Genomic DNA, 14,125 nt, shown 5'->3' with positions numbered 1-14,125 from the left:
AAGTCAGCCTTATCCTGTCTTTTTATGTTCATATGTAATAAGGGCAGTTAGCTCCCTACTCTTCTAAGTTACCGTCTCTTCTCGTTTGAAAATCAACTCCCTTTTCTCTTTCACTTTTTCGAATGAAGTTGAATAAAATGTCCTTCCATCTGTACGCAAAAGCTTCAACCCCATTGGGATTGAAGCTTTCTAAACTTTCTAATCGTTAGTAAGGATAACCCGGATAACCTGCATAGCCCGGATAGCCATATCCCGGGTAGCCTAAGCCTGGCGGACAACATGGCACGCCATAACCCGGATATCCATAAAATGGACGTGGCGCCAGCAAAGCGGTGCCTAATAGCCCGCCTGCCAATCCGCCTAAGAACGGCAGTCCGAACCCAAACCTCTGATCTTGGGGCCCATAAGGATTCCTGTAACCATACATTTATAGACTTACCTCCTTAACCTCTTTATATTTACACTATTGTATATGCATTTGCCCCTGGTTTGGGTTGGGCTAAGGAAACAGTTACAGCGCCAGCTTGCGGTAATTGGTGTCATGGTCTTGCTGCACATCCAATACAGTGAAGCCTGGGAGCAGCCGACCGAGTTTCTCTTGATAAAAACAGGAGCGGAATTGCATATTTACTGCAATCACTACTGCTGTGTCCATGGATCGTTCAGGGTGCCACCCGAAGAAAGATTGTGCTTCTGACACCCGCTGGAATCAATGTGGTGAAGATGAGCGGAAATCACTCGTGCAAACTTTGATTCCTCCCTTAGTTAGCATATTTATGCGGTGTAATCACAAGATTCGGTCTCGTGATCGATGATGGAGGCATGCCCTTGATTTCATTGACTTCTCCATATTTTTTCCTCAGTTCCTCGATCGGGCCAATTTCAATCGCCCTTACTGGGCAGGCACCTTCACAAGCAGCCTTTTCTCCTTTTTCAAGGAGGTCAATACAGAGGTCGCATTTCGTCATCTTGCCCAGATCTTTGTTATATTGGGGTCCCTCGTAAGGGCAATTCCATTCACAATATCTGCACCCAATGCACTTATTCTGGTCAACGACCACTACACCATCTTCATCCCGTTTGTGCATTGCTTTTGTAGGACAGTTTTTCGCGCAGGCAGGCTCTTCACAATGATTGCAGGAAATAGATAAATAATATGATTGGACGTTGTTGATGAAGGCTCCTTTTCCATTTTCGGAAAACTCTCCTGTTTGGAAGGAATACACTCTCCTGAAATTTGTTCCTTCCCTATTATCATGTTTATCTTTACATGCAATCACACAAGCTTTACATCCAGTGCACCGTGATTGGTCGATATAGAATCCCAGTTGTGCCATGATCTTCCCTCCTTATCGCGCTTTCTTCACTTCGACTAGATTGGTATGCTGAGGATTCCCTTTTGCCAGCGGTGAAGGCTCCTGTGTTGTAAGCACATTTATCGCACCGCGGATGTCGATCCCGTCTTTATTTGGCGTATACCATGCTCCCTGCGGAATCGCAACTGTTCCAGGTATAATGCGATTTGTAACCAAAACAGGTATGCGGACGACTCCCCGGTCATTGTATACTTCCACTAGGTCACCTGTCTTAAGACTCCTGCTCTTCGCATCAAGGGAATTCATCCACATCTCTTGCTTCCCTGCTTCTTCCATCCATGGGTTATTATCATGCGTGGAATGGCAGCGCCGCTTATAGTGCCAGCCTATTAATTGAAGGGGATACTTCTTCCTCAAGTCGCTTTCAGGCCCTTCCTTCACAGCTATATGTTTAGGAATGGCCGGAATTTCTTCATGTTTGTCCATGTCCCATAATTGTTTTGAGAAAATTTCAATCTTGCCGGACGGTGTCGGGAAAGGATTTTTAGCTGGATCCTTGATTTGCGCTTCAAACCCTATTGTCGTCTTGTCAAACTTCCACTTATGGATGCCTTGCTTCTTCATTTGTTCCCAGCTTGGGAAGGATGGATCAGTTTTGCGTGTTTCCTCTACTACCCATTTCGCCCAATCCTCTTCACTCTTTCCTTCTGAAAACTCCTTTTCGACTCCCATTTTTTCCGCAAGCATCCTTAGCCACTCATAATCAGACTTGGACTCATATAAATTCTCAATGACCTTCTGTGAAAGAATGGCATAGTCGCCATATCCCCACGGCAAGCCAATATCGTACCTTTCAAAGAAGGTATTGGATGGCAGGAGGATGTCGGCAAACTTGGCTGATGGCGTCATAAAAACATCACTTACAACAATGAATTCCACCAAACTTTCGTCTTCAAGGATCTTTTTGGTTTTATTGATATTCCCATGCTGGTTGAGCAGCGCATTGCCGGCCAAATTATAGATGCACTTGATGTTGGCCCCCAATGTTTCACCTTCTTCCAATCCGATCACACCGTCACTGGAGGACATTTCCTTTCCCCTTGTAATCGCATCTGTCCATAAGAAGCACGGGATCGAGATTCCTAATGGATTCGGGACATTCGGTACGGCAGCAACACCTGTCCGGGCGAAATATCCAGCCCCGGAAGCCCAGCCTCCATTTACACCTACATTTCCAGTCAATGATGCTAAGACCGTGCTGCCGCGGACAATCTGCTCCCCATTCATGTGGCGCTGAGGTCCCCATCCCTGGATTAAAGCAGCCGGTTTGGCAGTCGCATAATCACGGGCTAACTGGCGAATTTTATTTGCAGGCAAACCGCATATTTTTTCTGCCCATTCAGGAGTTTTAGGAGTGCCATCTTTCCTTCCTAAAATATAGCTCTCTAAAGACTCCCCCTTAGGTACACCTTCAGGCATATGGCTTTCATCATGACCCAGACAGTATCGATCCAGGAATTTTTTATCGTGAAGATTTTCTGTGATGATGACATGCATCATGGCATCCATCAGGGCATTATCCGTTGTCGGCCTGATCGGGAACCATTCATCCGCTAGAGCAATGGTCGAATCCGACTGGCGCGGATCAACTGTATAAATTTTAGCGCCTGCTTCTTTTGCTTTTTGCAAATAGAAGTTCGAAGTGCCAAAAATCGTTTCAGCTGGATTATGCCCCCATAAAATAATCAGCTTTGAATTAACAAGTGAATCAAGGCTGCTGCCTGTTGATCCCGTACCATAGGTGAATGGGGTGGCATTCGATGTTTGCGCCGTACTGTACGTATTGTGGTATCCTAAATATCCTCCGGTCATCCCCATTAGTTTGTTGAACATGATACGTCCGCTTGCGATGCCACCCCAGTTCCCTGATGCATAGTTGCTATATAAAGATTTCCTTCCATATTTTTTGGTGATTCTTTCGGTTTCTTTATAAATCGTATCAATCGCTTCTTCCCAGGATATCCTTTCAAACCTTCCTTCTCCTCGTTTTCCTGTTCTTCTCATCGGATATTTCAAACGATCAGGGTTGTAGACAAACTTGCGATAACTCCGTCCGCGCAAACAGGCCCTAATCTGTGGGCAGATAAGCGTATCTTCTTTTGCGTCATCGGTAGAAATCCGGATAATCGCGCCATCCTTCACATGAGCTTTTACAAGACAGCGCCCTCCACAGTTTGTTGTACCGCATGTAGGGATGATTCGTTCCTTGGCTCCTTTCCCTGATGCTGACGCATTTTCGATGATTCTTTTCGATCCCAAAACCCCGCCAAAAGCAAGCGGCGCAGAAACCGCGCCAGTCACCTTCAAAAAAGTCCGCCTGGCCATGGAAAGATCAGAAAGCTTTTGAAACAGGTTGTCACTCATTTGCAAGTTACCTCCTTTATCTCTTTTAAGTATTGATAGTCCTGTTGGATAAGTGTATTCAAAAATCTTGCCGCACCTCTGTACAAAGAACTGCTGGTATTAAGCTGGATCCTGTTTGTAAAGTGGCCAATCCACTTAGTGAGATGCTCATCCAGGAATGAATACTGATCATGCAATATGTCAATCAATTCATCTACTTCATTTTTTTCAATCAAATCAATGGTTTTCGAGATTAAATACCCCATAAACTCCAGTTCGATGGAGATATGATCCTCCAGTTCCTTATATCCTCCTTCAAAGACAAGATCGAATGACCGGAGTTTCTCCCGCATTTTCAGCGTAGCTTCCCCAAATAGGAGTCCATCTTCCGATCGATGGACAGATTCCCAAGGCGGAGCCAAAATATGTTCCGGCCCAAAAAATAATGTGAGGAAATGCTGTTTTTCTTTTTCCGCAATCTCATTCAGCTCTGAATGATTCATTTCATGGAAAAAAGGCTCCAACTGTTCACTGAGCTCAATTTCATGATGAATGAGTTCTTTCCATTCTTTCAAAAATTCATGGCTTAATGGCTCTCTGAATACCCTGGATAAAAAATCGTACTGAAGCTTTCTTTGACGCATGGCTCTGGATAACTGATTTCGGTTCTCTTCCAATCTAAATAGCCCCCTTCCATCCGTTTCTTTAAAACTAGTTCATACGAAGACTATATGTGAAGTATTTCACTTTCAATTATAAGCAGTTGGATTATGATATGATATGGCACCAATGGACGAAGTTCAGGCAGAATTTTTGTATAGGCGATACAAAAGCTTGTTACGGAATTGTGACAATCAATTGCCTATTAATAATTAAAAGGGCGTTCATCCTTATTGGATTAACGCCCTCATGAGAACTAACTTTTATCTGCTTTGCTGAACTTTTGAGAAATCATCAGATCAGGCAGAAAGAAATCTTCTTCATGTATACTGAGAAATATTTTTCGCCAATATGTTTTAATAGATTTTCATGCGCAAACAGCTTTGTTGCTTGCTGTCTTTATTCGATTGAGGGATCCTTTCCGCTGCGAAAAAGGCTTGTGCCGACTTCATTCAGAGCGATGGCAGCTAAGATGATCACAATCCCAAGCCACTGTAATTGGGTTACTGATTCAGATAGAATGAGACGGGCGGAAAGGATGGCGATGGGCAACTCAATGGAAGTAATAATATTCGCCACACCCCCCGAAATCAAAGGTGCTCCAACCGCAAAAAAAAGTGGGGGAAGAACCGAACCAAACATTGATACACCAGCAGCAGTGATAACCAATTTTTCCTGCAATGGCAGGATGGATGGAATGTCACGGATGAAAAGAACAATCACCAAAATAGCTGATCCGGTTACCATCAATGAACTGCGGGTCCAGGGATCGACATTTACAGCAACTTTCCCGCTGAAAAAGATGAATCCTGCATAAGTGAAAGCAGACAAAATACCAAAAAGTATTCCTTTATAGGGCAAGCCCTGGATACTTCCATTTAAAATATCCGAGGCAAAAAAGACCCCTGCCAAAATAAGAATAACAGAAAAAATTGTTACGGGGGCTGGTTTTATTTTGCTGAATATCCACTCAAAGAGAATGCCGATCCAGACAAATTGAAACAATAAGATGATGGCCAGTGAGGCAGGCAGATATTGCATCGAGCCGTAATAGAATATACTGGTCAATCCCACAAAACAACCAGTGATCATGGTTTGAAGGATGTTTTTTCGGGTCAGCCCTTTGAAACTGGACCGCTTGCAGAGGGTAAAAGTCCATAATGAAAGAAAGGAAATGATCATTTGGACGATGTTGATTTGGCCAAGGGTATACCCGTAGCTGAATCCAAACTTCGCGAAAATTGGCGTGAAACCAAAACATGCAGCTCCTAATAGTACAAAAAAGATGCCTTTGTTTATTTTCATCGTTGACCTCCTTGATGCCTGTACATAACCCTATTAATATACCATAGGCATTTAAGTTTCCAGTATATAAATGAATTTTAAAAAGCTTATCTTTCCTGGCCGCGCCAACTGGTGTGTTGAAAAACCAGGCTGGAAAATGGGCGACATATTGAGATATCGGATTAAGGGTAAATATAGCTGCAATATCCCGGTTGATGTTCAATCTAAAATGAAATGACACCCCATGTCGGGTGGCGTTTTTGACCTCATTTCACTCGGTTGAAGGTAAGGATAGGTTTGGGACCCTGAGTCGTATCTATAATCGAATAATTTAAAGAAGTTATTCTCAATCGAATAAATTGGCTAATATAACTAAGGAAAGTTTGCGAATGAACAGGTCAGTCGTTTTCGTAGTAGATGAATTTTCCTTACTGAACTGGTGAATTTCACTTTAGCAAATAAAAAAAGCCTGAAACCCTTATGAATCAAGGATTACAAGCTTTTAAAGGATGATTCCGACTGGGTTCGAACCAGCGACCTCTACCCTGTCAAAGCGAAACAAGCTAGTTTCATCTTTTCAAATATGCATGGTAAGACCTATATTTTTTGCATAACGTTGATATAACAGTAATCATTAAATTTCAAATATGATAGGTTGTACCTGATAAATCGAATGGCACCATTTTGGCACCACTTATTGGACCCTATCTTGGCACCAAAATGGCACCAAATAAAAGTCCTCTGAAGTTGATATGGCAAGCTTCAAACACCTTATTTAATTGGAGGATTTATTGTGACTTGGTGTGTTGATACACTAAAAATTATAGGAGAAGGTCTAGTAGAAAAATCGAATTTATGTAGTTTTGAATTAGATTTAGTGACTTTTAATAACTTTTTAATAATAAATAAGGAATTTGAAGTAGTCATTAAAGTTATTGTCTTTTCCCAGCCACTTTTTGAAAGCACTTTTTTGGAGAAAATATACAATTACCTTCTATGTACTTCATTAAATACAAAGAAGGAAAACCTCGCTGGATTACTGAAAAAGATATAAATTTAATTGCTATAGAATATCAAAAAAGGTGTAGAAAGAAACTGAAAATATTGCATGAAATCCCTAACTCGCTTTAGAATGGTACTTTTAATTTATGTTAAACTGTTTTTATTTCTTTCGCTTAAAACTTTCTAAAATATTTGGCTCTACTTCAGAGTACAATCTTAAAATTGATAAAGTTCGAATTTAAACTAAAGGTTTATTACTTCCTTAGTTCAGTTAAGTTCTGGACAAAAAACTCCCGAAATTCACGTTCCGCCACGGACATATAGCGCCCTTTAAGCCATGCGATTTGATAGGTACGCAGACAAATAGGATTATCAATATGCACTAAATGAAATGACGTCTCTATTTTTTCTATTAAGGTTTCCGGCATAAAAGCAATACCAATTCCCATACGGATGAAATGATTTACTGCAGAATGTTCGTCAACTTCACATATAATATTCGGAGAAAATCCTGCTTTTCGACAAAATTCATCCGTCATTTCTCGGAATGGATTCCCTTGTTTTATACAAATAAAAGGATCATTAGCCACTTCACTCAAGTCTATGTTGCTCCTTTTAGCAAATCGATGTGTATGAGGAACAGCTAGTAAGATTTTTTCAGTGAGAAAAGACAATCCCTCTATCCCCGTCTGCTCAATGGGAGGGAAAGTGATACAAAAATCAATATCTCCATTTCGGAGCTGTTGCACCTTTTCCCTCTCTGAAGCTTGAGTGATTTGAAGTTTAATATCAGGGTGCAAGGATATAAAAGAACCTATTACATCAGAAAAGCATTTATGAGTTGTTGTTGCTAAACAAACACGTCCTTTTTCCATTTCTGCAAGATCTTCAACTTCTCTTCGGCCCTCGTCAAGCAACATGAGTGCCATTTCTACTTTCTTCAGATACGCTTTTCCGAATGAGTTGAGTCGAATGTTCCTTCCTTGGCGATCAAATAACTGTACACCCAAATCCTCTTCCAACCTAGCAATGGTTTTGCTGAGAGCAGGCTGCGCGATGCGAAGCTCTTGCGCAGCCTTCGTCATATGCTCCAACTTAGCGACCTTTAGAAAATAATGCAATTGCAGCAGTTCCACGTTCGTCACTCCTTCATTCATATACTCTAGTATATATTTAGATATATTAATTTGTCTTATTATTTATTAATAATAAATTATAGAATAAACATGTAAGCAATAAAAGCTTTCAAAGATTTTAGAGAATTATCCTGTCTTGATTATGAGTATTTTTCTTAACAACTCCCCGTTTTGGGGGAGCATTTTTAAAAGTGAGTATAGGGAGTAAGATATTACAACTATAGAGAGGAAGTGTAACCGTTGAAACTAAACCATATCAATCTAACAGTCACTGATGTTAACGCTGCTCGAGAATTCTTGGAGAAATATTTCGACCTACAAACCAAGAGTACGTATGGTGATTCTTTCGCTGTATTATTAGACGAAGATGGATTATTGCTGGCTTTGATGAAAGGTACTCAGGTCAGTTATCCGAAGTCCTTTCATATCGGTTTTTCGCAGGAGAGCGAAGAACGAGTGAACGAGATCTATCAACACTTGAAGAATGATGGATTTGATGTAAAACCGCCAAAAAGGGCCCATCGCTGGACATTCTATGTTAAGGCCCCGGGTGGATTTACCATCGAGGTTCTTAGTTGAATTAAGACATTCAATGATCCATCAATAGCAGAACAATCGTGAGATTACATTTTAAAATAATGTAAAGGAATGATTATCTATGAATAAAGATCATACGATTCGATCAATTAATCTTTTTAAACAAGAAAAAGAGATTTTAAAATTCGCCTGTCTGGAATTTAAAAATTTCGATTTTCTTATTCATACTCAACTCCTCTCCACCATAAGCTGGAACCCCTACCCTTTAAGGAGGGATATAGCATGAAAGCCGCTGCAATTTCTACTCCTGGTCCTCCAAATGTTTTGAAAGTAATGGAATTTGATGCCCCTAATGCTGGTGCAGGGCAAGTTCGGGTCCGGGTTAAAGCTGCTGGAATCCAGCCGTTCGATTTGGCGGTGCGTAGTAGTGGCTGGGCACCACCCGGTTTGGCGGTGCGGTATCCACAGATTCTCGGTAACGAGTTCGGAGGAATTATTGATCAAGTCGGGGATAAAGTCACTGACTTCTCTATCGGCAATGAAGTACTTGGATGGGCTTTACTGGCCTGCTATGCAGAATATGTGGTGGTTAGTGTTGACCAGATTGTGCATAAGCCACAGAATATGCCTTGGGAGGAGGCTGGTGTAATAACAGCTTCTGGTCAGACCGCTCACACCGCATTACAGGAACTTGGTGTTGAGAAGGGAGACACCATATTGATTCACGCTGCAGCTGGTGGAGTTGGTACATTCGCTGTACAACTGGCCCAGGCATGGGGAGCAACTGTCATCGGTACGGCCAGTGAACGCAACCATGATTACCTTCGATCGCTGGGTGCAATTCCTGTCACGTATGGAGACGGTCTTGCTGATAGAGTTCGTGCTCTAGCACCGGATGGCGTGGACGTGGCCTTTGATGCCGCTGGGCACGATGCTCTGCGCGCATCGTTGGAACTTGTAGAAAACAGAGACCGAATCGGCACAATTGTTGCTTTCGACCTTGTAGAGGAACTTGGGGTTCGCCCTATACGTAGCCAAAGGTCCGTGGATCGGCTTGCTCAGCTGGTAGAGCTTTACTCCAAAGGGAAATTGCACATCCACATCAGGAAGTCATTTCCGCTACACCAAGCCGCAGACGCCCATAGAGAGATCGAAAGTGGCCACGGCCGAGGAAAAGTGGTTCTTACAATTGGCTAAATCGTACAACGGAAATGGATTTAGGGAATTTACGAAGAGGCTTCTCCCACTATTTGGTGGAAGCCTCTTTTTATTCCTTTTTAATTTAATTCTTTGCTTATTCCGAATATCATCCTTACACTTTCTAAACAAGGGTGGAATAGCTTACAATCTGAGGTGAAGGGCACCTTATTTCCAGTTTTACCTAACTATATAACGACTATATTGATCTCTGATGTTCAACAATCGCGCCCTTTAATTGAATAACTTAGATTTATCCTCGAACCTAAAAACCACTTATTTCTAGTTCAACTAATGTACCAATTCGTTTAATAACTTATAAGCCTAAACAACAAGTCATTAAGAAAATTAAACTCCAATCAGGAGCAACAATACCTGAACCCGCCATAAAGACAAATGTATCATTGCCTGCTCCTTCGGTATAAACATTGATATTTTTTTGATCAAACTCAACGAGTGTTCCCTTATTTTGAATTAATCTAGATTCACGGCTTAATTGATATTGATGATAAGTGAAAATTGACCCTACTGTAACAACTACAAGGACAATGCTTATCACAACGATTTTTTTCAACAGTTTAAATAACTTCAAAAAATGTGTTCCTCCCTTCAATCTATATTGAAAGGATAAAAAATAATAATAAATTTCTAATAAATTTTTTAAAATTAAACGCCTAATTGCAATTCTTATTTCAATCTACCTTCACTTTCAATTTAATAAGAAGTTCAACAAAAAATACTCTTTAATCCTCCTTTTTCCCATTCCGTTGTAGCGGGCAATACAATATCCGCATATTTGGAAATGGTCGATAGAACGATATCATTTGTGAAAACAGCATCTACTTTACGGAAAGCCTTAATTCCCTTATTAATGTCAGAAGACTGGTTGAGGAAGTTGTAGCCGCTGCCATCACGAACTAAGTAGATCATCCTGATATCACATGGCACTTTTCCACGCCCTGCTGTTGCCGTATACTCATTGTTTAAAATGGCATCATATGTTTCACAATAAGCCATGCCGTGAGCTTCCAAGTTTGTTGGATTTGCCCAGCGATAGCCATCATATGCTCCATATGTTGCATCTGGGAACAATGGGTTTACAGTCTCAGGAAGACCTCTGCTTCCACCATACACAAGCGATTTACCGCCATAGCTTTGATTGGATGCATAATTCATTGTCCAAACGCCTGCACCCGATTTCCCAACATTTCATGTCATCCAGCCTACGGTAAGAAATGCTTGGCAGAACTGCTGCCCTCTGTACGTACGGGCTGGCGCAAAGGATGACATAAAGATCATAGGCTTGATTGTCGAAATTTCATGCGCAAATCCCCTGATGACCTTAGGTTCGGTACCGCAAATATCCGAGGCCCATTCAGGAGTTTTGGGAATCCCGTCGTACGTACCTAACACATAATCCTTAAAGTTCTCCTTAGGGTCTGCTCCTTCTGGCATATGATCCCGGTCAAATCCAACGGTACAGCGGTCAAGAAAATCTTGATCTTGAAGATCGTTTTCAATCATGTGGTAAGCCATTCCAAGCAACAAAGCAGTGTCTGTGCCAGGCCTGCAAGGAATAAACTCATCTGCTAAAGTTTTAACAGAGGGACTGATGGAAGTATCGACAATGATAATTTTGGCTCCGGCTTTTTTCGCCTGCAGAATATTGACTTGATTGTCTAAGAATGTTTACCACAGTTCACAAAACCTTATAAACCAAGACTTAATTGATTTTAATTCAACTTATTTAACTCAGTTTTACTATGTGGTTTCCTCCGGCAGCGTTGAGGTCAGGGGTTCGAGATTGGTTCTTTTCCAAAAAAGACTGCGATTCTTTTGCAGGAATTTCACAGCCAAAACTGACAACTGCGTAAAGAAAAAATACGTTCCGATAATCGTCATTGCGATTACTGGAAGTAGCCTGAACGTTAAATTTTGCATCGTTGTCGCTAGATAATAGCTTGCAACTAATAAAACAGCTGCAAAGAGTGACAGTAACAACGATACTTGCGGCGCCTTTTTCGGCTTCTGACCTGCTTTTAACAAGTCAATTAATTGATTCGTACGGACCATAAAGGTCGTAAACATTGAAATACATAAGGAAAGGAACAAAAATGCGAAGACAGTTAAAATGAATGCAACCCAAGAAAAATGAAAAACCATTTCTTCCACATCAAGTGCCCTTGAACCAACCATCAAAAATAATTTTCCGGTCAACAGTCCCATTAGTACCTTTCTCAAAACAAGAAAGCATGAATTCGGAATTGATGATGCACGAAATGACGTATCGACAACTGAACTGGCTTGTATTCTGAGAAAACATGATCATTGGTGTTGGTGCGATTATTTCAGTACATAATCATTTCAGCAGCAATAAGTATGAATAAGGGGCTATTTTTATTAATTCGTTATCTAAAATAATCAAATTTCATGTACAATAAAATCTTTTTATTGACCAGTCGGTACAAAAAATGTATTCTTCTAGTGTTATTATTAAAATGAGAGGAGAATAAGAAGATTGAATAATCGTGGCAGACCCAGAGAGTTTAATTATTCCTCAATAGTAGATGTTGCAATGAAAACATTTTGGATAAAGGGATATGAGGGGTGTTCTACACAAGATTTATGCAGTGATACAGGACTTGGAAAAGGAAGCTTATACAATACTTTCGGCAGTAAACATGAACTGTATAAACAAGTATTAGAACGCTACCATGAAATTGGGATTAGGGAACAAAAGAAATTGTTAGAAAATCCAGTTCCCGTTAAGGTACGAATAAGCAATTTTTTTGAATGGGCTTTGAAAGAAGACTTTGAGAATATTGATCAAAAAGGATGTTTATTGATTAATGCCAGTGTAGAACGCGCTAATAACGATTTAATGGTACAAGAAATTTTCTCAAAGCATGTTGAGTTCCTTAAACAAGCTATTGAAACTGTGTTGGAGGAAGGATTGCAAACAGGTGAAATTTCAAAGAAGCAATCAGCTGAAGAATTAGCTATTCTGCTTTTAAACAGTTATTACGGATTCCGTGTTCTTAATGTATCGATGCAAAATCGGATATTAGCTGAACAGGTTATCAAAGGAACAATGAAGTCAATTTTTGGCGCTTAGTGCGCTCTTTTTTAGCGCCATTTTTGTACCGTTCGTTACAATATTATTTTAGGAGTGGATTTTTGTGCCTTCGATTATTTATTTGTTAGCTTTAGCAATCTTTTGTATGACTACGTCAGAATTTATGGTTGCAGGTATGATGAACGAACTTGCTCTTGCATTTCAGGTTTCTGTATCATCTATAGGGTATTTAATTACAGCTTATGCAGGAGCAATGGTGGTAGGAGGTCCTATTTTAACTGCTATTCTTTTACGAATACGCAGCAAACAAGCATTATTGTTATTAATGTTTGTATTTTTAATTGGTCAGTCGCTCGGAGCTATTGCTTGGAACTATGATATTATGATGATTTCACGTATTATAACTGGTATTGCTTCAGCTTCAGCTTTTGGAATTGCAATTTCCTATTCTACAACATTGGTTCACGCTGATTCAATGGGAAAAGCTGCATCAATAGTACTTGCAGGTTTAATGGTAGCAACTGTAATAGGTGTACCTACTATAACCGTTGTTTCGCAATATTTTGGTTGGCGTATTAGTTTTTGGGCTGTTTCTGTTCTTGTACTAGTATCAGGGATTATGATCCAATTTTTACTACCATCATCACCAAACAAAGATAAATTAAACTGGAAAGACGAGCTTATGCACTTTAAGAATTTCCATCTTTGGGCAGCGTACATAACAAGTATGTTTATTATAGGTGGTACTTTTGCAGCATTTAGTTATTTCACGCCTATCTTTACAAATATCACAGGCTTTTCAAGCGAAAGTATTCCATATTTACTTGCTCTCTATGGTAGCGCGACGGTAGTTGGGAATATAGTAATTGGTAAGTTTGCTGATAAATATACAATGAAAATACTGATGAGCGGATTGATTTTATTAATTGTAGCATTGTCTTTATTTGCTTTAGGTGCAGAGAATAAATACATTGCGGTTATTTCGATGATTTTTATTGGTTTAACTGGTGTAGCATTGAATCCGGCTATGGCTTCGAGAGTAATGAAAACAGCTAGTAATGGAACAATGATAAATACCGTTCATAGTTCTTTTATTACTATGGGTGTTGTTATTGGTTCGTCACTAGGTGGTCTTGGAATCAGTAAAGGATATGGATTTGTATCTCCGCTGTGGATTGGATCTTGTTTAGCCATCCTTGGGGTAATTTCGTTAGTACCATATTTTCATAAACGAAAGTCGTATTAAGCTGCAAAGTTTCTTTACATCTTTATTCCCTTTTCACTACATTTACTTTTTGATTAAGCATTGTTAATGATAGTTTTTGGGTAGGTTGTTTTTGACACCCTTATATTTCCGAAAGTTGACGGTATTGCCTGTCCAGAATTAGTCGATTATAATGTCCGTATATAATTCGAAACATTTCGATATTTAATTCCAGGAAAGGAAAAGACGTCCCCACAATGTATAACTGCGCCAACAGTTATACAGGAGACGTCCCACAAAAAAGTATATG

Annotated in this window: 14 protein-coding genes; 4 read left to right on the top strand and 10 right to left on the bottom strand. The window is 40.2% G+C overall.

The genetic code is table 11. From position 1 onward, the window contains the following. Positions 1-205 precede the first annotated feature (205 nt). The 6 genes from JJQ88_RS19460 to JJQ88_RS19435 all read right to left on the bottom strand — a co-directional run bounded on the left by JJQ88_RS19460 (position 206) and on the right by JJQ88_RS19435 (position 7,801). Positions 206-427, bottom strand: a complete 222-nt coding sequence (locus tag JJQ88_RS19460; protein ID WP_210367701.1) for a hypothetical protein — start codon at positions 425-427, stop codon at positions 206-208. Positions 428-761: 334 nt separating this feature from the next. Next, positions 762-1,337: a DMSO/selenate family reductase complex B subunit gene (locus tag JJQ88_RS19455; protein ID WP_210367700.1), complete on the bottom strand. Its 576-nt coding sequence runs from the start codon at positions 1,335-1,337 to the stop codon at positions 762-764. 12 nt (positions 1,338-1,349) lie between these two features. Next, positions 1,350-3,740 carry a DMSO/selenate family reductase complex A subunit gene (locus JJQ88_RS19450; RefSeq protein WP_210367699.1) on the bottom strand — a complete coding sequence of 797 codons (2,391 nt, stop codon included), beginning with the start codon at positions 3,738-3,740 and terminating at the stop codon, positions 1,350-1,352. Then, positions 3,737-4,396 carry a TorD/DmsD family molecular chaperone gene (locus JJQ88_RS19445; protein ID WP_210367698.1) on the bottom strand — a complete coding sequence of 220 codons (660 nt, stop codon included), beginning with the start codon at positions 4,394-4,396 and terminating at the stop codon, positions 3,737-3,739. Before JJQ88_RS19445 ends, JJQ88_RS19450 begins: the two co-directional genes overlap by 4 nt. A 382-nt stretch (positions 4,397-4,778) precedes the next feature. Then, positions 4,779-5,684, bottom strand: a complete 906-nt coding sequence (locus JJQ88_RS19440; RefSeq protein ID WP_210367697.1) for an EamA family transporter — start codon at positions 5,682-5,684, stop codon at positions 4,779-4,781. 1,235 nt (positions 5,685-6,919) lie between these two features. Beyond that, the gene (locus JJQ88_RS19435) at positions 6,920-7,801 is read right to left on the bottom strand and encodes a LysR family transcriptional regulator (protein ID WP_210367696.1); all 882 of its coding nucleotides are present in this window, start codon (positions 7,799-7,801) and stop codon (positions 6,920-6,922) included. 240 nt (positions 7,802-8,041) lie between these two features. Here JJQ88_RS19435 and JJQ88_RS19430 point away from each other — a divergent pair, with 240 nt between their 5' ends. Further along, complete coding sequence (locus JJQ88_RS19430) at positions 8,042-8,380, top strand: VOC family protein (RefSeq protein ID WP_210367695.1); 339 nt, start codon at positions 8,042-8,044, stop codon at positions 8,378-8,380. Positions 8,381-8,620: 240 nt separating this feature from the next. Further along, entirely contained in the window at positions 8,621-9,535 is a 915-nt protein-coding gene (locus JJQ88_RS19425) for an NADP-dependent oxidoreductase (RefSeq protein ID WP_210367694.1), read from the top strand. A gap of 316 nt (positions 9,536-9,851) precedes the next feature. Here the strand turns inward: JJQ88_RS19425 and JJQ88_RS19420 are convergent, their stop codons facing one another. From JJQ88_RS19420 to JJQ88_RS19405, 4 genes are all read right to left on the bottom strand, one after another. Continuing rightward, on the bottom strand, positions 9,852-10,127 hold the full coding sequence (locus tag JJQ88_RS19420) for a hypothetical protein (RefSeq protein ID WP_210367693.1): 276 nt from the start codon (positions 10,125-10,127) through the stop codon (positions 9,852-9,854). A 134-nt stretch (positions 10,128-10,261) separates the two neighbouring features. Further along, the gene (locus JJQ88_RS19415) at positions 10,262-10,711 is read right to left on the bottom strand and encodes a molybdopterin-dependent oxidoreductase (protein ID WP_210367692.1); all 450 of its coding nucleotides are present in this window, start codon (positions 10,709-10,711) and stop codon (positions 10,262-10,264) included. A gap of 33 nt (positions 10,712-10,744) precedes the next feature. Continuing rightward, positions 10,745-11,197, bottom strand: coding sequence for a molybdopterin-dependent oxidoreductase (locus JJQ88_RS19410; RefSeq protein ID WP_246861304.1), 453 nt, complete (start codon positions 11,195-11,197; stop codon positions 10,745-10,747). 99 nt (positions 11,198-11,296) lie between these two features. Further along, complete coding sequence (locus JJQ88_RS19405) at positions 11,297-11,761, bottom strand: hypothetical protein (RefSeq protein ID WP_210367691.1); 465 nt, start codon at positions 11,759-11,761, stop codon at positions 11,297-11,299. Between the two features lie 292 nt (positions 11,762-12,053). Between JJQ88_RS19405 and JJQ88_RS19400 the strand changes: the two genes are divergently transcribed. Further along, a complete protein-coding gene (locus JJQ88_RS19400; protein ID WP_210367690.1) occupies positions 12,054-12,650 on the top strand; it encodes a TetR/AcrR family transcriptional regulator in 597 nt (198 codons plus the stop codon). 64 nt (positions 12,651-12,714) lie between these two features. Further along, a complete protein-coding gene (locus JJQ88_RS19395) occupies positions 12,715-13,857 on the top strand; it encodes an MFS transporter (protein ID WP_210367689.1) in 1,143 nt (380 codons plus the stop codon). Positions 13,858-14,125: the final 268 nt, after the last annotated feature.

Source organism: Bacillus sp. REN3, assembly GCF_017912555.1.
Taxonomy (GTDB): Bacteria; Bacillota; Bacilli; order Bacillales; family Cytobacillaceae; genus Mesobacillus.
The sequence above is the reverse complement of the archived record's forward strand: the minus strand, read 5'-3'. Positions and strand labels throughout refer to the sequence as shown.